This is a genomic window from Labilibaculum sp. (assembly GCF_963664555.1).
Lineage (GTDB): Bacteria > Bacteroidota > Bacteroidia > Bacteroidales > Marinifilaceae > Labilibaculum.
Map to the genome: position 1 here is coordinate 2,805,997 of NZ_OY761461.1, position 18,809 is coordinate 2,824,805.

Below are 18,809 nucleotides of genomic sequence, written 5' to 3' on the forward strand. Positions count from 1 at the left end.
AGATAAATGTGTATTCTATTTTGCAAACTTGATGTTACAGCCAATAAATACGGTTCGTCCCGGATTTAATGTACCATAATGAGATCCGTACGGACTGTCATCTACGTAGTCGAAAATATTATCAACTCCGGCAGTTATTTCAAGAGATGTTCCTGCACTTGTAAAACGATGTGAGGTTGTCAGTTTCCATAAATTGTACCCGTCGGCATTTTTTTCACCTTCATAAAATTTCTCATCCTGAATTCTGCCAATCAAGCTTACATTTAAAGCATAATCTTTCCAGTTTCTGTCATACAGCAAACGGAAATTGGCATAATTTTGAGCTGCATTCTCCAAACGAATGTCATCTGTCTCATTCATGGCATCTACATAGGAGTATCCTCCGCCAAGGGTAAAGCCTCCGCCAACTTTCACATTAAAAAGAAAATCGATTCCTTGTGATTTTGTTTCTCCAATGTTGTAATGCTGACGTGTTTTTTTAATTCCATCGGCTTTATCTGCAACACTCGTTTCAACTGTTTGGTAGGCAATCATATCATCAACACTATTTTGATAGGCCGATAAACTAAGCGATAATTTGGAAACAATGTATTCTGCCGAAAAAGAATAATAATCCGATTTTTGCGCATCAAGATCGGTATTTCCCAAATAGAGATTCCCTGCTTTTTCATAATGATAATACAACTCTTTTAATGTTGGAGCCTTAAAACCTTTTGCATAAGTGGCTCTAAAATTAAAATTGTTGAATTTGTAAAGTGTGGATAATTTTGGCGTAAAATCATTCCCAAATTCTTTGTGTTTTACGTAACGAACACCAGCTACCAAAGAGAGGTTCTTAATTAGTTTGATCTCATCCTGAGCAAATGCAGAAAGGGTATAAGCATCTTCTTTGGCATTAACCAACCGACCTTCCGATTTCAGGCTTTCGTTTACGTATTCTCCTCCCAATGTAAATTGATGTGCCTTTTTTAGACTAAAAACATATTTTAGATTTACATCTTCGCGTTTTTGATCCGTATTAAGAACTTTTTCTCTTATTGAATGAAGTGTTTTCCCTGATTTTGAAGAGATATCATTCTGATTGTATTTGTAATAGTATTTAAATTGATCCGAATTAAAATCTAAAGTGATGTAGTCCTTCTTATTAATTAGGTACTTGGCTCCTGCCGAATAAGAAAAATCGTTGTAGTAATAACCATATTTTTTTACTGTTATTGGCTGCAGTACATCTTTCTCGTATTTCGATCCCATTGCATATACGCTTAATTTATTGGTTGCGGCAAAATCAAAGCGCTGACTGATGGTGTAATCTTCGAATGCATTCACTTGTTTAGCATTTGTAACAACAAGTACATCATCCGATGGATCATCATTACCCATATCATCGTCAATTTCGAACTTGCTTAGCTGCCACCCGTCCGATTCCTTTCTGGAATAAGTTGTAAGAGATGAAAAACGCCCTAAATTCAAACCTACTTTATTGAAGTACTGTCTGTTTCCATGTTCGCTTAAGCGGGAATTGCTTTCCGCGTAGATTTTTCGTTTCGATTTTTTGGTTATCACATTAATTACACCAGCAATGGCTTCCGATCCGTACAATGATGAAGATGCACCTTTAACCACTTCAATTCGTTCAATATCATCAGGATTAATGCGGTTGATGTCATTCTGACCTCCAACATCTCCGTACATTCTTTTTCCATCAACAAGTACCAAAATGTAATCGTTCCCCAAACCGTTTAGCTGCATAAAAGCTCCCATGCTGCCCGGAGTAAAATCAAATGATGGACTGATTCCAGTCGTTAAATCATCAAATCCGGATGCCGAAACAGCCTTCACCATCTTGCTGCTGATTAATTCCGTTTGAACGGGAGCACTTTTTAAATGATGCGGTGTACCGGTACCTGTAACAACCACTTCGCCCAATTCTCTCTCGGATTTATTCAACTGAAAATCAATAGTATTTGCTCCTTCCTTAATTTCGATGATTTCTTTTTTTCTTCCATATCCCGAATAGGAAACAACAATTTCGTATTCTCCCACCTTTAAGTTTCGAAACGAATAAAACCCATCGCTGTTGGTAGCGGCTCCTATGGTTGTTCCATGAAAATAAACATTGGCACCAATTAAAGGATTTATCCCGTCCTTTTCTGTAACTGCTCCGGACAATGTCCCCACCTGAGCAACTAAACTCTGACTTACCAATATAAAAAGGCCAATCAAAATGTAATTTTTAAACTGCATGATCGTTTTGTTTTTAATTTTAAAACATTACATCTTGCCTCCAAATGTTTACACAAACAAAGAAATTGGAATAATAAATACCGAACACGCGCGTAAGTTCAATACATATACTTCGATTCCCGGAAGCAAAATGTTCTTTAGTTACGACTTGGCAGGTCTCCTGACTTATCTCAGTTTTTACAGCCTTCCCCCCATTTCTGAGAGTGGCTTGCGGTGTAAAAACCATATTTTGCACATGACAAAATGAGATTTACAGTAGCGGGTACTGTTCCGGATTCTCACCGGATTCCCTTTTCATTCCCTCAGACGATAGTCTGAGCAGAACACCAAAATCGATACAAATGTATCATATATATTTAAAATATCATTTTGACAAAAAATAAATACATAGTGTTTTGCAGCATAATATAGTCCCAATTTTGAATTGAAACCTTTATGTTATTATTAAAACACCAAATCAATTGTCTACAGCAGTACATTTATCACAGACCAAACAAACGTATTAAATAAAACGTCATGACATATGGCGATAGTGTAATGTCCAATCAGGTTTTAATCGAAATAGACTAGTTTTGGCAATTAGTTAAATCCCCTGCCGTAAAGGTATGTCCTTTGGCAGGGGATTAACCACAAACTAAAAAAACTTATATCAATTAACCAATCTGGCTAATATTACCATTTAAATCATGGTTGGATTTTATAATCTCCTCTACCTCCAAATGAGTATAGCCTGAATAATTTGCAAAAGATGAATCCAATACTTTTACGGGTGAAAACGACTGTAAAGTGTATTTGTAATCTCCTTTAAGCACTTCGCACATTTTACGAATATCGGCTTCGGAATGACACTCACGAATCAGTGTTGTTCTAAACTCAACATCAATCGGCGAATCTTTGAGAATAGCAATCGACTTTTTCACATTCATCAGTTGAATTTCTGTAAACTGATTTCCAACAATTCCTTTATATGCAGATAATTCAGGCACAGTCTTCAAATCCATTGCCACATAATCAATCAGATTCTGCTGCATCAGAATTCTTAAAAGCTTGGGATTGGTCCCATTCGTATCTAATTTTACAAATAGTCCCAATTCCTTCACTTTACGTATAAATGCGACCAAATCTGACTGAACAGTTGGTTCACCTCCGGTAATAACAAGGGCATCAATAAATCCCTTCGCTTTTTTTAAATAATTCAACACCTCAGTTTCACCAACTGAATCTCCCATGGGGTGATATTTCGAAATCAGCTCCCAATTGTGACAAAACCTACATGCCATATTACAAGCTTGAGTGAAAATCACCGAAGATACCTTTCCAGGATAATCAATTAAGCTGTTCTTTATAAATCCTGATATTTGCATTGAAATAAATTAAGATGGTGAAAAATCAGCTAGCAAACGACCTGTTCTTCTTCCTCAACATGAGCCTTTTTGTCAAATAATTTTCGCTCTTTAAATTCCTGTCTCTTACCATCATTCCACTGATGTATAGGACGCAGATAACCAACAATTCTTGAGAACACTTCACATTCCGTCCGTTGACCGGAATTAGCACATTTAGGACACAATTCATGTTCTCCGTAAATGTATCCGTGCTCGTGGCAAATACTAAATGTAGGTGATAAGGTAATATATGGGAGACGATAATTATTGGTTATTTTTTGCAGCAACAACTTTACGGCATCAACAGAAAGCTGTTTTTCTCCAATAAATGTATGAAACACAGTTCCTCCGGTATATTGCGTCTGCAACTTGTCCTGCAATGTTAAAGCTTCGAATAAATCATCGGTATATGCAACCGGAAGCTGCGAAGAGTTGGTATAATAAGGTGCTGCTCCGTTTCGGAAGTTTTCCTGATTGGCAACAATTATATCATCGTAAGTTTTGGTGTCAAGCTGAGCCAAACGATAGGTTGTTCCTTCGGCCGGAGTCGCTTCCAAATTATAGATGTTACCAGTTTCCTCTTGAAAACTAACCAGTTTTTGCTTCATAAAATCAAAAATCCGAAGCGCAAAAGCATTTCCCTCTTCCGAAACCAAATCACTTCCAATAAAATTCAGGCAACACTCATTCATTCCAACAATGCCTATTGTTGAAAAATGATTTTGCCAAAATTTGCCATTCCTGTTTTTCAAATGACGCAAATAAAATTTTGAATAAGGAAACAATCCTTTTTCCGTTAAATTTTCAATCATTTTTCGTTTGATCTCCAGACTATTTTTCGCCAAATTCATCAGATGCTCCAACCGCTTAAAAAATTCGGCTTCGTTACTTGCTTCGTAGCCCAAACGAGGTAAATTTACAGTTACCACTCCAACCGAACCGGTTAACGGATTTGCACCAAACAGACCTCCTCCACGTCGTGCCAGTTCACGTTTATCCAAACGCAGCCTGCAACACATACTTCGCACATCATCAGGCGACAAATCAGAATTTACAAAATTAGAAAAGTACGGAATTCCATATTTAGCAGTAATTCTCCAAATGTTTTCATACGCTGGTTTATCCCATTCAAAATCGGATGTGATATTATAAGTTGGTATTGGGAAAGAAAAAACACTTCCATTGGCATCTCCTTCTTCAATCACCTGTGCAAAAATTTTATTAAAAAGATCCATCTCAACCTGAAAATCCCCGTAAACTTCGTTCATCAATTTGCCGCCAATAATTACCGGCTGATCACTCATAAATTTTGGAACATTTAAATCCATGGTCACATTGGTAAATGGTGTTTGGAAACCTACCCGGGTAGGAACATTCATATTATAAAGAAATTCCTGAAGAGCCTGTTTAATCTGATTTTCATCCAATTGATCGTACCTTATGAAGGGAGCCAATAAGGTATCGAAATTCGAAAATGCCTGGGCTCCGGCGGCTTCTCCCTGCATGGTATAAAAGAAATTGACCACTTGTCCGAGAATGGTACGAAAATGTTTGGCCGGCCGGCTAACCAATTTGCCCGATGCGCCTTTAAAACCTGTTAATAAAAGATCTTCCAGATCCCACCCTACACAATACACACTTAAGAATCCAAGGTCGTGAATGTGAAACGCTCCTTTCTTGTGAGCATCTCCAATTTCCTGCGGGTAAATCTTATTCAGCCAATATTGTGAACTTACAATGGTCGAAATATGTTGATTCAATCCCTGCAGAGAATATGACGAATTCGCGCTTTCTTTTATTCTCCAGTCCTGAAGATTCAAATAATCGTCAACCAAGTTTAAATTGGAAAATAATTCCTTGGTGTCGCGAGCCAACTCATGTTGTTTCCGGTATAAAATAAATGCCTTCGCAACTTCAAACAAATCATATCTGAATAGTGTTTTCTCTACCAAATCCTGAATTTCTTCCACATTGGGAATTCCCGAAAAATCAATCTCTTTCATGATCTGACTGACACAAAATTCGATTAGTTCAACGCGTTCTTCACCTACTGCCTGAAATGCTTTATTGATTGCATTTTTAATTTTATCAGGCTTGAATTTAACAACCTGACCGTTTCTTTTCCGAATTTGAGATTCGGATACACTACCATTCATTTTCATTTTATTGTTTTTTGATTTTGAAAAAAATGATAGCTTCTGAGGAAAATATAGAATAGGAAGATACATTTAATTGTGTATCCTCATTCTCTGCCTTTCTCCCGAAAGCTACGAATAATCATTACAGGCAGGTCTTCTGGCTTGTCCTCTTTTGGTTTGCCTTCCCATTTTAGTTGAGATAAAACAGTGGCTTCAGAAACCAAAAATATGAGGATTTACAGCTGCGGGGACAGCTCACGAATTAAACGTGATTCCCTATTATTCCTTTCGGAACCTATAAATCAACACAATAGTAAGAAGAAAAAATATGATAATCAATCTGAGTTATTAACAGTTACTGGTCAACAAGCTATGAAAGAGGAAGAAACACGGTTCAATTCTTTTTCAGGAAAGAATATCCTCAATAAAGAAAGCTCAGTAAATTGAATTTATCTACTACTATGCAAGGAAGTATTTGAGAATTCATCTTAAAAATGGGATTTAAAGCGAACCAATTTGTATCCTACTTTTTGAATTTATCTTAAAGAAAAACTTCAAATACGAATTTGTCTAAGTACAAACTAAGTGAAAAAATACAAAAGTACAGGTATAATAAAACCAATCATCATTAACCAAATGCCTCTTTTCTTAAATCCATTTTTCCCTTTCACCATAACAGCTCCGGAAATGGCAAAAAAGATTAATACAATTGCGTAAATAATGGCTATTGATGAAAACCTTTTGCCTGAATTGTAGTGAATATCATTCACAAACTTATACACCGGCACCTTTTTATATGTTGTTAGTAAAACCTTACCGTTATTAGGGTAATACTCTCCCAACCCACCTTTAATATAGATATTATAAATTCCATTTGCCGGAATTACCTGTGTTAACTTTGGCAAGTCTTTAAAATGGTTTTGAAAGTATAACTTAAATTCCTTTGGACTTAAATTTGGTTTAGCTTTTTTCTCCAAAACTATTTCCTGATACGAAGGATCTTTCTCATTTTTTTTCAAGATTAATAAGACTCCCGACACAGCATAAATCAAGGTTAATCCTATAAATAAATAGCCAAGATCTCTATGCAGAGACCTTATGCTTTTATTCAACTTTTTACTATTCCACAATTTCATACGAAGTTCCGTTTACGAAATAAACTGAATAAAAATTTCTATTTGCCTTTTTCATCCATTCGCGCATTTGATTAATATTTGTCATTTCTGAGGCACAATGTTCTCCCCCTTCTTCGGCATCTTCTTTAGCCTTTACTTTTACTTCCCAATCGTTAATAAACTTTTCAGATAAACGGTTCTCTTGAAGCGTTCCTTTAACCGCAATTGTAGAACCTGATAATTCCCGGTTAAAACCCTTAATATCTCCCGTAGCTTCAACTCTTAACGACAGTTTACCTGTTTCATCCAGTAATATCACTCTACGACCCGAATGAGCACATACATGTTTTACTATTCCTTCAAAATAAACCTCTTTCCCTACATTCTGCTCTGCTGTTTCCATTATCTGAGCAATGGTTTTAGCGGCATGTTCCTTCTCATTTTCTTTTTTTAGTGCCTGTTTTTTATTGATTTGATTACAAGAAACCAATACACTTAAAGCAACAAATGCTGTAAATATTAACTTTTTCATTTCTAAATTGTTTAACGATTAAATATAATGTTTACGATAAAACCATAAATACCTGTAATTGCAATCCAAACCACTGAAAACAATTGTATTTTTTGTTTCCGATATCTCGTAATGAAAACAAATACCAATGTCAATAGTAAATTGGTTAGCAATACCCAATAAGATCCAAAATAAACCATAGGTTTGATGTATTTGGTATTGGCATTTGTAAATCCAACTGCGAATGGTAAAATAAATTTACTATAAGCAGATTCTGTAATATCCTGCTTAAATGTTACTTCATCAACCACCTGTTTTGTATCTGCATTAAGAGCTAAAACTGTTTTCCCTTTCGATGATATTACATTGACATTCCAGAACAAAGGATTCGCCATAATCAACAATTGATCTTTATTGATATCGAAAGCTGATGTTGGAATTTCCTGTAGTTTGTAAGCATCAGTTGTGATAATGTAGAGCCTTTTATTTGTATCAAATACAAAGGCATAAAAGCTTCTGTCGTCTGGTTCCATTGTTGCAATGTATTCCGGAACTACACCTGCAGGTAAAGAAACTTTCCTCAAAAAAGGCATTGCATTCACCATTTTTAAGTGGAAAATCTGATCGTCATTATCGATAATAAAATAGCCTTCATCGTAGGCTTTTCTGGTTGATGGATTACCCGCTGCCATTTTAGCAGGAAATCGGAAACCTCTTTTCTCAAAAATCTTATTAAAACATTGACTTTTTTCTTCATTTACCCGATTGGTTTCGGGATTGATAAACTCAATTTTAGAATTTAAACGAAAAACATCACCAGGCATTTCAATTCTAACTCGTCCCGACATGGACTCAAACAAAGTATAAAGACCAATGTGCGGCTTATTTTTATCAGTAGGATTTACTTTAAAAAAGAATTTCTTAGAATTCACTTCCCTTGGATTAATAAGCTTGCCATGAATACTTTTGGGCATTCTTCCGTCTGCCATTAATTGTCTGGAATAAAACATTGGTAGTATACTGTCGAATTCTAATTCAGAATACACTCTATTGGTATTCATGTTTTTGCGAATCAAACGTTCTTCCTTATCTTCAAAATCGATGGTGCAGAAAGCTTTGTCAACAGAACTATAATAAGTAAATATATTTTTTGAAGCTGTATCGGTAACCAGATGATAAGATTTAGGCAACAACCATGCTAATAGCAGGGTGCCTAAAATAACTATTAAATAATTTATTGAATATCTATTTTTCATGCGTTTCTATTTTCTCAGTTGCAGCATACTACTCTCATGAATATTTAATCACTCTCTTGTGTGAATAATTGAATCATTAAATTTCGCATGCTTTTTTCATATCTATTAAAAGCGAACATATTAATCCTGAATTCCAACTTTAAAACGTTGAACCGAGAAGTAGCCAAACGGTAAGACATAAAATGGAATAATTACAACACTTAACACTATAAAACTGTATGCTCCGGGGAAATCGGTCAGATAAAACAATTGAAGGCTTGCAAACATGATTAAAGTATTGAAGATCCTTCGTTTCCAAATTGGCTCCAAACAAATCCATGACATCATTGCATAAGCCGCTAATCCGGCAATATACCATGGCAGTAAAGTATATATCATGCTCGCGGTTATTTCCACAGGAAAATAAATTCCAGAGAATGTCAGAAGTATTAGTAAGTGCATCGCAAAAATTATCATCAGCAATGTCATTCCAAATCCTAACATTGTGAAAACAATTTTACGATTGGACAATGGCAGATGTAAACTTAACTTGATTCGCTTTTGAACCATTTCAGGAACAAACTGTGCTAAAGCCAAACAAAATCCGACCGCAGGAGGAAAGAATTTTAAATCTCGGAATAGAAACTGATCTCTGTTTACAATTACATCCCAAAGATGTTCTAAACCTACCATGCGAAACGACCTGCCTAGTTTTAAAAACAGATATGTCAAAAGAATTACTCCGGCAATAAATGCACCTATGGCAAACCATTTGGTTTTTTTCCATTCTTTAAATAATAATGCTCTTATCATCTCTTAATATTTTCCGGTTAATCCAATAAATGCCTCTTCTAAACTCAAACTTTCTTCCTGTATAGAATTGGTTACCTTAACATTACCGCTTAGTAATTTTTCCAATTCATTTTTCGACAGTAATGAATAAAGTTCTGTTTTCCCTTTAATGCTTACTGAATTATAAATGTGATTGCTATTGTCCAACAACTCAGGCTTTTCGCATGTAAATCTGTATCGCTTAAATGACTCAAGAAGTTCACTAACTGGCTTTTGCATCACAATACGACCATAATCCATAATCAAACAATCATCAATCAATCGTTCCATGTCCTGAATAATATGAGAGGTGACAAAAACGGTTTTATTTTCCGCTTTAGCATATTCACTTAAATAGTCAACAAACAACATGCGGTAACCAGGATCCAAGCCCATCGAAAAATCATCGAGAATTAAAAGCTCTGGATCTTGTGCCAGAATTAACCCCAAGGCTACCTGCGATCTTTGTCCGCACGACATTCGGGATATTTTCTGTTTGGGATCAATTTTCAGCAGTTTCATTAACTCATAGTAAGCATCCTTTCTCCATTTTGGATAAAAGGCAGAATAAAACTTCTCAATCTCCGAAATGTTCATGAAAGAATATTGAACATGCCCTTCAATTAATAAACCAACTTTTTGTTTGGTTTCTGGTGAAAGGTTTGCCGAGCTTTCGCCAAACATTAAGCATTCTCCGCTTCGTGGTTGTAAATAGCCGTTTAAAATGTTAATTGTTGTGGTTTTACCTGTTCCATTTTTTCCTAATAATCCTAAAATTCGTCCTTTCGGGATTTCAAAATTCAAATTCTCATAAATACAGCGTTTGCCGTAATAGTGAGTTAGGTTTTTGCATTCAACAATAGCTTGTTGCATAAAATATATGTTTAAAGTGTTAATCCAATTGCAAAATTGAAACTGTATTGTGATTTAGAATTTTCTATTATCATGTATTGATAAGCTAGTTTGGTATAAATACCATAAGTATTTTTTGTGTCGAAATCGTATCGAATATTCGAAGCCAAGCTCAGCCAATCACTTTTTAAATACTCATAGTTTGGAACAATCAAACTTTCATTTGCCTTTCCTTTTGCCAAAGATGAAGTTGTTAAATCACTATTAATGCAGTATTGGGCTAATGCCTCGAGTTTTATATTCAAGCTAGATTTACTAAACTGTAAGTTTCTTCCTGTATTTAGCCTAAGCGTTACATGTTCTACTTCTTGTTTGGGATTTTTAGAATTAGCTATCTTATATTCTGACTCATCAGAAGAGTATTTAATTTCCATTTGATACAAAGAACTGTGCTTAATACCCCTTACCAATAAAATACTTGTAAAACCTCCATCTAGATACTTGGCTGAATATTTTTCGATGACACTTAAAAGTTGTCTATTATAATTATAGTTGTAATCAGACCCTGTTTTACTTTGATAAGATGCGAAAGAATTTATTTTGAATATTTTATTAGTGAACTGATACTGCTTTCCTAAAGTGAATTGAAACTCCTTAGCATCTAAATCATTCACAATATCATAGCCTGTCCCAACTATTTTTAATAATTCCAGTTTCGACTTTTTGTATGAGAATGACTGATACCATCCTGTTTGGCCAATGGGAATCAATTGTGTACCCAGTGAATACCCTTTCTTTTCATAAATATTACCAACACCTCCACTATTGGTTACAACCGTTGAGAAATTCTCATCGCTAATACCTAATCCTCTCAGATAAAAAACTTTAATCCCTGTACCAGGTCGCAACGCATCTACTTCATGATCTTGCTGATAATCATGATATCCTGCATACAGACCAATCATATATTTTGAATTGATTTCTCTTGTACCTCCTAATTTTATTTCTAAATCAGAAACGGTAGATTTTGGTCGTGGATCTAATTTTCTGTATTCTTCTGAGGATCTATATTTGGCCTGAAGGGCATAAGTACTTTTCTTTTGAATCAGACTGTATATTCCTTCGAATGAATAATTTTCGCCGTACGTTTTTCCACCAATAGTATCCGCCACGATATATGGAGCCAATTCACTGTAATCGCTTACTGTATTCCATTTAATATTATCCATATTGTTTTTGCTGTAACTTGCTCTTCCAAACACAAAGTTTTTCTCACGTCTTTTAAACGAATAAGCATCAAAATCAATTGAGGATGTTTTGTTTCCAGTTTCAATTCTGTACAAGCCATTTGCTTTCCTCTGTTTCCAAGCCAAAGAAACATCGGTAAAAGATTTATTGTATTGATGACCTAGCATAGCAGGATTATCCCAAATCCCACTTTGTATTTGAATTAATTCCTTTTCAAAATCAACGGCATTCGCATTTCTATCTTGAGCAAATGCTGATGCTGTTAAATTTAAGAGAATGACAATTCCAAGAATGGATTTTAACTTTTGTGTTAGCATGTAAACAATAAAATTAAAGAAGACCCTCAGAGACAAGTCCAAGGGATCTTCTTTAAGGTTAATATTGGATTATTCCTCTTCGATTATACCTGGTGTAGGATCAGCAGTAGGAATAAAGTCGAATTCTGAGTTGTTGGTATCCAATAAAACAATACGATTACCTTCTTTGTGACTTACCTTACGCTTCACACATTTTCCGTAACGAGCATCATCCCCGTCACCAGCATGAGTCCAGGTAAGGTCTAATGATGGATCGAGAGCTTTCCATTCGTAATCAGAAACAGTAGAACATTCTACTGCATCGATAATTATATTATTTGGAACTTTCCAAGCATCAAAATCCATAACTTTTACAAAGTCACCCCATACAAAAGTATATTGATAGTGGTAAGCGTTATCAGTATTAAATTCTGGTGCCATATCATCCATCTTAAAGATCACATAAGAAGTAAATCCACGATTGTGAAGTCCCCAAACAGAAGCTGAAGTAGAAACTATTTTCTCCATATTAGGAACTTCCGGTACGTCTAAATCAACATCTGCACCATCGAACCATTCAAAATCTGCAATCGATAAATCAAATGAATTCGCATTCTCAGCAGAGTGATCAATGGCTACGTCACATACAATAATAGATTTTCCAGGTTCAACAGGATAATCATCTCCGTCTCCAGGAATTCTATAAACTGAACTAACAGGTGTATATTCTTTTCGTACATCAGGAGTATATTCATTCAATGACTGAGCTGTATTTAGTTCAGATTCCGCAATACATAAACCATCAGCATATAAGATTTTATCCGTATTGTTATAGATTTCAAAGTATTTATCATCATTATACTGTTTTCCTTCTGGTGTTTTTGTTCCACTGAAGAAGATTTCTGAAATCACAAAACTGGTATTCTTTCTGTACTCAAATAAGTCGATAGTAAGATCGAAAGATCCTCCTGTAACTTCAACATTCTCGCTAAAGCCTCTAATCCCCGTGGTAGCATAAATTATTTTATCATCAACATCTCTAGTAAAATAATCCACTTCGGCTTCTACAGTAAAATTGTAAAGACCATCTTCCAGGTTCAATATTGGAAGCATGAATCCATATAAATCCTTGGAAATTTCTTCTCCGGAATTAACATTAGTAACAGTTACCGTACCATTCTTAAATGTTGGTGCCTTTAGTTTTGCAGGTGGATTCAACACCAAATTCAAATCTGATTGCAATATTGGATCATCATCATCGCTGCAAGAGAACAAGGATACTACCATTAAAAGGCTTAAACCGAATATCAGTTTTTTCATTTTTTATTATTATTTAAAGATTAATATTAAGTTCCATTCCAAAGTATGGAGATACTTTTCGAGTTACTTTAGTGCCATCACTACGCGTATAATCCGGATGATAATCTAAAATTCTATTTACATAAAAGGATAGTTCCATCTGATCACCTATGCTCTTTGATACGGTAAGATTCACATCAATACCAATAGGAGTTTTATACAAGTCAAAGTCATTTGGACTTGGTTTGTCATATAAGAATCGCAATAACGGATCTGTTGTGTGTGATTCATTGTATTCAAACTGATTTCCATCCATATCAAAATAATACTCAGGCATACCATCATGAGGATTATATCTAAATTGATGATACCACATACACTGTATGGCTGTTGAGAACATTAAACCAAATTTTTTAATATGAGTATCCGCTCTAAAATTGGTATTGAACTGTTCATATTCTTTCCCTCTGTCCCAGTTGTAATATCCTATGTATGGATAATCCTTCCCATCGATTACTGTACTTGGGTGTTTGTAAGTTGCATCGCTTAAATCGTATTTAGCTCTCATCCAAGCACCATTAATTGAGACCCTTGAGTGTATGGCATCAATTTGTCCCAAATCAATTTGATACTCAACACCTACTTTCTCTTCTCGTGCGCCGTTTGCTCTTTTACTATAGTAGATGAATTCTTTTCTTGATTCATAATCGAATTGTTCTACTGTTGGTGGTCCACTTAATTCATCGGGATGAGGTCCTGATGATACATCGTATAATTTAAAACCCATTGTTTCGTAATATCCCAATCGCTTAAATCCATTCTTAAGCAATTCGTGATATGCTGTTACATAAGCTCTGGCCTTTCCCAATTTTAAATTAAATCCAAATTCAAACTTTTCATTTCTATTGGGTTTCAACTGATAATTGATTGGATCAATCATTTTGGTTTTATACTGTACTTGTCTTAAATCTTTATTTTGAGAAAAATAATTTAGCTGAACGATATCGAGATAAAGCATATCTGGATATAGGTGTGTCAGCCCTGGGAATTTGGTATGCATCCCATATCCACCAGTTAACTCAACATATCCACTTCTATTAAATAAATTGAACTTAGGAAAGCGCCATCTCATGTTAGCTCTGGGATCGAAATAGAGTTTCCCTGAGAGAGCATAATCCGATGCCATATTCAAGGCCTGTGTTGCTCTTACACCCCCTTGTAGATTTAACCTGTGATTCGCAATAGGAATACTTAACTTATCTTCCATATAGAATGACAGTCGTTGAATAGAAGGAATATCTTTTGAAACCCTTGATCTGCCATTTCCTGGATACAATGGACGTTTTACGTCATACACCTCTCCATCTCCAAAGTTTTTGTTGTATCTCCATTCTGCTCCGATTAGAATGTTTTGCTTTACATTGAAAATATCCAATTGGAAATCCGATGAAACATCTGCAAACAAATAAATAGGTTTGCCATCAACCACAAGGTGAGACAAATAGGATGAGGGCAAATACTCACTGTAAAATTCTCCTTCCTCTCTATTGGTCATGATGGGTGTATTATTTCCCAGTACCGACTTATCTATGACCTTTTGATTGTGTGTGTAACTACCATTAACTCTAGCCTCAATTCCTTTAAAGATTGAAGATTTATAAGACTGCCATGAAAGAGTGGTACCTGCACTCACTTTATTGTATTTACTCTTATACTTATCAGTTTCTGGTAGGTCTATCTCCGGGTCTTTCTTAGTTTCATCAAACGATCCGGTATAATCAATATTTGTATTAAAAGTAAATAAGCCATTTTCGGATTCTGATCTGCTTCCATAACGCACTGATCCAGTTATTCTAGTGTAATTTACCTTCGGATTTCTGGGATCGGATTTATAATCCAAATAATCAATATCGGCATTCAAGCTTTTACTTCCTCCCAAATTCACACCTTTTCCTATCGAGAACAATTTAGAACCTGGATCTGCTTTAATTCTTGCAGTCAAGGGCTTTGCTTTATAAGCCCGTGTGATATTGACCAAACCACTGGTGAGGTCCCCATATTTTACAGAAGGAATTCCTCGAACAATTTCTACAGATTCAATATTATCTGTAGAAATCAATCTCATATCAATACCTTTACCAGTCGTATTTCGTCGCCTTATGTAACGATCTGAACTATAAGATCCGGTTACATTTTGCAATTCTGCATCATTGGAAATTGCCTGTCCGTCAATCACAAATGATGTTCCAAAGGATGAATTATAATCATATGAATCATTACTAAAGCTAGAGGCACTACCAGGCTCTCTCAATGAAATCAATTTCATCGTGGTCATCGAATTCTTTTGGCTTACACCTCCGGGAAGCAATTCCAAAATATCGGCAAAACTGGAAGGCTGCAAGTGTTTTAAAGCCTCTTTCTTAATGGTGGAAGATGTTCCGTTTTCTCTCGATTCTTCAGCAATCACCATAACCTCACTTAAATTTTGGTTTTCTGTTTCCATTTTAAATAGCAATGAAGTTCTGTCAGCGTTAATTACAATAGAACTTTCCACAGCCATAAAACCCAAACAAGAAATGTATATTTTATATTCTCCTGAAGGAATCCCTTTAAAATTAAAATATCCTTCACCATCTGTTATTGACCAAATATTAATATCTTTTAGTCCCACTGTCGCAAATGAAACTGATTCTCCTAAATCCTTCTCTACCACTCTCCCTTTAATTGTATATTCTTTTTGAGCACTGCTATGAAATGAAAGCAGTACAAAAAACATACAACCAAAAAACACTTTGAAACTAAACTTCATTCTGTAAACTCAATTAACTAATCATTACCAAAGAGTAACCTCTCTTCTTGCAATGCAAAGCTACTAGGCCTTACTCCATCTATCAATCCTCATTTGTGATGAAATAAACAAAATGAAATCATAAGGTATTAGGAGTTTAAATGAAAATACCCCATTAGATAAAAATCTAACGGGGCATTTCAATTAAAAAAAGGTGTTTTGACAATACGATACAACTACATTAAAATAAAACTTAATCTTAAATGTTTAACTAAAAACTTGAATCTAATTGGTAATCATTATCCAAAACTCTATTTATTTTTCTTTTTGGATCAGGAACCTGAAAAAATCATTAATTATCAGGACACCATTAAGACTGTATATATTTCTGTACTAAATAAATCTGAATCACCTTACTTCCTCAGCTTTAATAATATGATTCATTAAGGCATAGACTGTTAATCCTGAAATAGTTTTTATTCCTAATTTTTGGGTAATATTTTTCCGATGAGTAATCACCGTGTTGATGGAAATAAACAATTGATCAGCAATTTCTTTATTTGAATAACCTAAAGCTACTGCCTTTAAAACATCAATCTCCCGATCACTTAAAGTACAAGAATCATGATTCCCAAAAGTGGAGTCCGACTCTTGAAAGAAGAGTTGTAATTTTTCAACCACCTGTTTTCTGTTATAAGAATGGAGAATAAAATGCTCAAATACGCAATTTGGTATTTTTTGCTGACCAATTATTATTGCCTTACAAAAACTACAAGAACCTTTAATACCTTTTAAACAATCTTGCTTTTGTTTGGGTAAAAGATCTTCACTAAGAATTAAATAATTTAAATCCGGAACATCATTCACAAGTCGTTCCAACTCCTCAAAACTATCTGCTTCGTATAAATCCGATTCTATTCCAATCACATTTAAAAGTGTTTTAACTCCTAGTCTAACCAAGTATTGGTCGGAAGCAATTACTGTTTGTTTTTTTTTATCCTCAAACTCCATAATACTCCAGTACTTTATGTTCTAACATTTTAACTTTAGGAATTAATACTTTCTCTTCCATTCTTGTGTGATTCTCAATATCACATTCCAGTTGAAATAATTCTGTAAGCAAATGTTCACAATCGTCTTCACAATGTAAAGGTGGCAAAAACCTTATGATTAGATTTTTCATATCTGCCAGTTTCACTTCAAGACTTTCGTGGTTACGTTCATATATCTCTATTGGTTCACGTTTTATTTTTTCTATTAATTGCGGTGAACAATTATTTGATTTTAAGGCTTTTTCTAAAGCGAGTACATAAGGAAATACATTTTTTTCTTCTTCACTAAAATGATGTTCGATATCAATTTTATACTCATTAAAAAACTGTTTTAACAAAGCAACATTTCTACTATTCTCAAATTGAGCTGTCTGATCCATCCGATCAATAAATAGCTCTATATGCGGTACTTTTGAATTTAAATAGTAAGAATGAGTATTGGTTAAATAGGAAACCATAACATCGGCTTTAAAATCGCACAAATGATTTTCCGGGAAATAATCAATACTGTGATAAGAATTTAATATTTCTAAAAAGAATGGAAGATCTACATTCCGATCTGTACAAATCTCTTCAATGCTCTTATTACCGAATCCTAATTTTATTCCAAATCGAGATATAATGGGTAGCAACTGATAATCTCTTAAGATCACCTCTGCCATTTTACTGTTTTTTGTAAAAGCAACCATCTACTTCTTTTTTATACGTTTTTATTGAGTTTTGTGAATAGCATAATCACGATCTAAATTATTATACATCCTTCTTGACAAAAATAGCTCATCCAAATGTTATGTGAAATCCCCATTTATAATGATTTTTTTGCAGATAAAATCAAAAGAAAATACCTGACAAAATAAACTCTATCCTTTCGACATGTATTAGAAGTAGTGTCTTTTCTATAAAAAGAAGAGATAAAAAAAATCCCCCTATTTCAAGGAGGATTAACAATTCAACTCATTTTATCTTTTTACTAAAGAAAATCTTTTAATGCTTTTTGCACTATTTTCAGATCGTTTTCTTCGTTGCGGATAATTTTATTTTTATCGTCATACTCAAAATCAGAATAAGAAATTACGACCAAAGAGATATCATTCTCTGGAAGAACTTTAGCTCTTCGTTCATCGTATATTCTTCGTTGCTCCTCTCTCGACACAGTCTTTGTTCTTTCTTCTTCTTCCTCGTCCTCGTCGTTGTTTTTGTCAAAGCCGGCAACAGGTCTAAAATTCTGTATTTCTTTGTATTCAACCACCAATTGCAATTCTTCATAATAAGCATCTACAGGCAACATGGTTTGTTTTTTCCCATTTTTATGCAGATCTCCCAAAAGGAAATCAAATCGTTTTTGACGATCCGATGTTAACGATAAAACTTTATCGCATAAAGCAATAACATAGGTTTCATCACTGTTTAAACGAATGGCTATCGGATCATTTTCCAGTTTCTTTTTTTCCTGTTTGTAGGGTGCATCCGGAGCAGGTGCATTGGCCGGAACAAAATACCAATAAGTATGTTCTCCATGTCTTTCGGCATGAACAAAAGGTATTAAAGCTAACTGATCTTCGGCATCAAGTTCCCTAAGGATTAGGCGAATTGGCAATCCTTTTTTCACATCTTTTGCAAAAATTCCGGCTTTAATAAAGGCTGGCATCAAATCTTTTACCGGTACTATTGTAAGTGAAGTATTCGAGTTAAAATATTCTTCAACTACTTTGTTTATCTTTTCTATTTTGGAAAGATCTTTCATCTGTTTATAATTTTAAGTTTTTGTCAGATGGTCCCGAAAGCTTTCGGGATTACCGTGCTGGAATAATCATT

At 34.7% G+C, this 18,809-nt stretch carries 14 protein-coding genes and 2 riboswitches; all 14 genes read right to left on the reverse strand.

Annotation, left to right across the window (positions count from 1 at the left end; genetic code table 11):
- Positions 1-15: 15 nt before the first annotated feature.
- Positions 16-2,244 (reverse strand): TonB-dependent receptor, encoded by a 2,229-nt coding sequence (locus ACKU4N_RS11220; protein ID WP_321316417.1) that lies wholly within the window; start codon positions 2,242-2,244, stop codon positions 16-18.
- 132 nt (positions 2,245-2,376) lie between these two features.
- Positions 2,377-2,590: riboswitch (cobalamin riboswitch) on the reverse strand.
- Positions 2,591-2,897: 307 nt separating this feature from the next.
- Positions 2,898-3,608 (reverse strand): anaerobic ribonucleoside-triphosphate reductase activating protein, encoded by a 711-nt coding sequence (locus tag ACKU4N_RS11225; protein WP_321316418.1) that lies wholly within the window; start codon positions 3,606-3,608, stop codon positions 2,898-2,900.
- 29 nt (positions 3,609-3,637) lie between these two features.
- Positions 3,638-5,791, reverse strand: coding sequence for a ribonucleoside triphosphate reductase (locus ACKU4N_RS11230; RefSeq protein ID WP_321316419.1), 2,154 nt, complete (start codon positions 5,789-5,791; stop codon positions 3,638-3,640).
- Between the two features lie 105 nt (positions 5,792-5,896).
- Positions 5,897-6,081, reverse strand: a riboswitch (cobalamin riboswitch).
- Between the two features lie 267 nt (positions 6,082-6,348).
- Positions 6,349-6,903, reverse strand: coding sequence for a PepSY-associated TM helix domain-containing protein (locus tag ACKU4N_RS11235; protein WP_124993651.1), 555 nt, complete (start codon positions 6,901-6,903; stop codon positions 6,349-6,351).
- Positions 6,887-7,414, reverse strand: a complete 528-nt coding sequence (locus ACKU4N_RS11240; RefSeq protein ID WP_321316420.1) for a hypothetical protein — start codon at positions 7,412-7,414, stop codon at positions 6,887-6,889. Before ACKU4N_RS11240 ends, ACKU4N_RS11235 begins: the two co-directional genes overlap by 17 nt.
- 11 nt (positions 7,415-7,425) lie before the next feature.
- On the reverse strand, positions 7,426-8,649 hold the full coding sequence (locus ACKU4N_RS11245; protein WP_321316421.1) for a DUF4857 domain-containing protein: 1,224 nt from the start codon (positions 8,647-8,649) through the stop codon (positions 7,426-7,428).
- Between the two features lie 120 nt (positions 8,650-8,769).
- Positions 8,770-9,441 carry a hypothetical protein gene (locus ACKU4N_RS11250; RefSeq protein ID WP_321316422.1) on the reverse strand — a complete coding sequence of 224 codons (672 nt, stop codon included), beginning with the start codon at positions 9,439-9,441 and terminating at the stop codon, positions 8,770-8,772.
- A gap of 3 nt (positions 9,442-9,444) precedes the next feature.
- On the reverse strand, positions 9,445-10,332 hold the full coding sequence (locus tag ACKU4N_RS11255) for an ABC transporter ATP-binding protein (protein ID WP_101308524.1): 888 nt from the start codon (positions 10,330-10,332) through the stop codon (positions 9,445-9,447).
- 11 nt (positions 10,333-10,343) lie between these two features.
- Positions 10,344-11,876, reverse strand: a complete 1,533-nt coding sequence (locus ACKU4N_RS11260) for a DUF6850 family outer membrane beta-barrel protein (RefSeq protein ID WP_321316423.1) — start codon at positions 11,874-11,876, stop codon at positions 10,344-10,346.
- A 69-nt stretch (positions 11,877-11,945) separates the two neighbouring features.
- Entirely contained in the window at positions 11,946-13,175 is a 1,230-nt protein-coding gene (locus ACKU4N_RS11265; RefSeq protein WP_321316424.1) for a DUF4876 domain-containing protein, read from the reverse strand.
- Positions 13,176-13,188: 13 nt separating this feature from the next.
- Positions 13,189-15,963: a TonB-dependent receptor gene (locus ACKU4N_RS11270; RefSeq protein WP_321316425.1), complete on the reverse strand. Its 2,775-nt coding sequence runs from the start codon at positions 15,961-15,963 to the stop codon at positions 13,189-13,191.
- 387 nt (positions 15,964-16,350) lie between these two features.
- A complete protein-coding gene (locus tag ACKU4N_RS11275; RefSeq protein WP_321316426.1) occupies positions 16,351-16,953 on the reverse strand; it encodes a response regulator transcription factor in 603 nt (200 codons plus the stop codon).
- Positions 16,943-17,683 (reverse strand): hemerythrin domain-containing protein, encoded by a 741-nt coding sequence (locus ACKU4N_RS11280; RefSeq protein WP_321316427.1) that lies wholly within the window; start codon positions 17,681-17,683, stop codon positions 16,943-16,945. The genes ACKU4N_RS11275 and ACKU4N_RS11280 overlap by 11 nt, the downstream gene beginning before the upstream one ends.
- A gap of 281 nt (positions 17,684-17,964) precedes the next feature.
- A complete protein-coding gene (locus ACKU4N_RS11285; protein WP_321316428.1) occupies positions 17,965-18,738 on the reverse strand; it encodes a hypothetical protein in 774 nt (257 codons plus the stop codon).
- Positions 18,739-18,809 lie beyond the last annotated feature (71 nt).

Coding starts and splice junctions, on each gene's coding strand:
- ACKU4N_RS11220 (WP_321316417.1), bottom strand. CDS start 2,244: ATGCAGTTTAAAAATTACATTTTGATTGGCCTTTTTATATTGGTAAGT.
- ACKU4N_RS11225 (WP_321316418.1), bottom strand. CDS start 3,608: ATGCAAATATCAGGATTTATAAAGAACAGCTTAATTGATTATCCTGGA.
- ACKU4N_RS11230 (WP_321316419.1), bottom strand. CDS start 5,791: ATGAAAATGAATGGTAGTGTATCCGAATCTCAAATTCGGAAAAGAAAC.
- ACKU4N_RS11235 (WP_124993651.1), bottom strand. CDS start 6,903: ATGAAATTGTGGAATAGTAAAAAGTTGAATAAAAGCATAAGGTCTCTG.
- ACKU4N_RS11240 (WP_321316420.1), bottom strand. CDS start 7,414: ATGAAAAAGTTAATATTTACAGCATTTGTTGCTTTAAGTGTATTGGTT.
- ACKU4N_RS11245 (WP_321316421.1), bottom strand. CDS start 8,649: ATGAAAAATAGATATTCAATAAATTATTTAATAGTTATTTTAGGCACC.
- ACKU4N_RS11250 (WP_321316422.1), bottom strand. CDS start 9,441: ATGATAAGAGCATTATTATTTAAAGAATGGAAAAAAACCAAATGGTTT.
- ACKU4N_RS11255 (WP_101308524.1), bottom strand. CDS start 10,332: ATGCAACAAGCTATTGTTGAATGCAAAAACCTAACTCACTATTACGGC.
- ACKU4N_RS11260 (WP_321316423.1), bottom strand. CDS start 11,876: ATGCTAACACAAAAGTTAAAATCCATTCTTGGAATTGTCATTCTCTTA.
- ACKU4N_RS11265 (WP_321316424.1), bottom strand. CDS start 13,175: ATGAAAAAACTGATATTCGGTTTAAGCCTTTTAATGGTAGTATCCTTG.
- ACKU4N_RS11270 (WP_321316425.1), bottom strand. CDS start 15,963: ATGAAGTTTAGTTTCAAAGTGTTTTTTGGTTGTATGTTTTTTGTACTG.
- ACKU4N_RS11275 (WP_321316426.1), bottom strand. CDS start 16,953: ATGGAGTTTGAGGATAAAAAAAAACAAACAGTAATTGCTTCCGACCAA.
- ACKU4N_RS11280 (WP_321316427.1), bottom strand. CDS start 17,683: ATGGTTGCTTTTACAAAAAACAGTAAAATGGCAGAGGTGATCTTAAGA.
- ACKU4N_RS11285 (WP_321316428.1), bottom strand. CDS start 18,738: ATGAAAGATCTTTCCAAAATAGAAAAGATAAACAAAGTAGTTGAAGAA.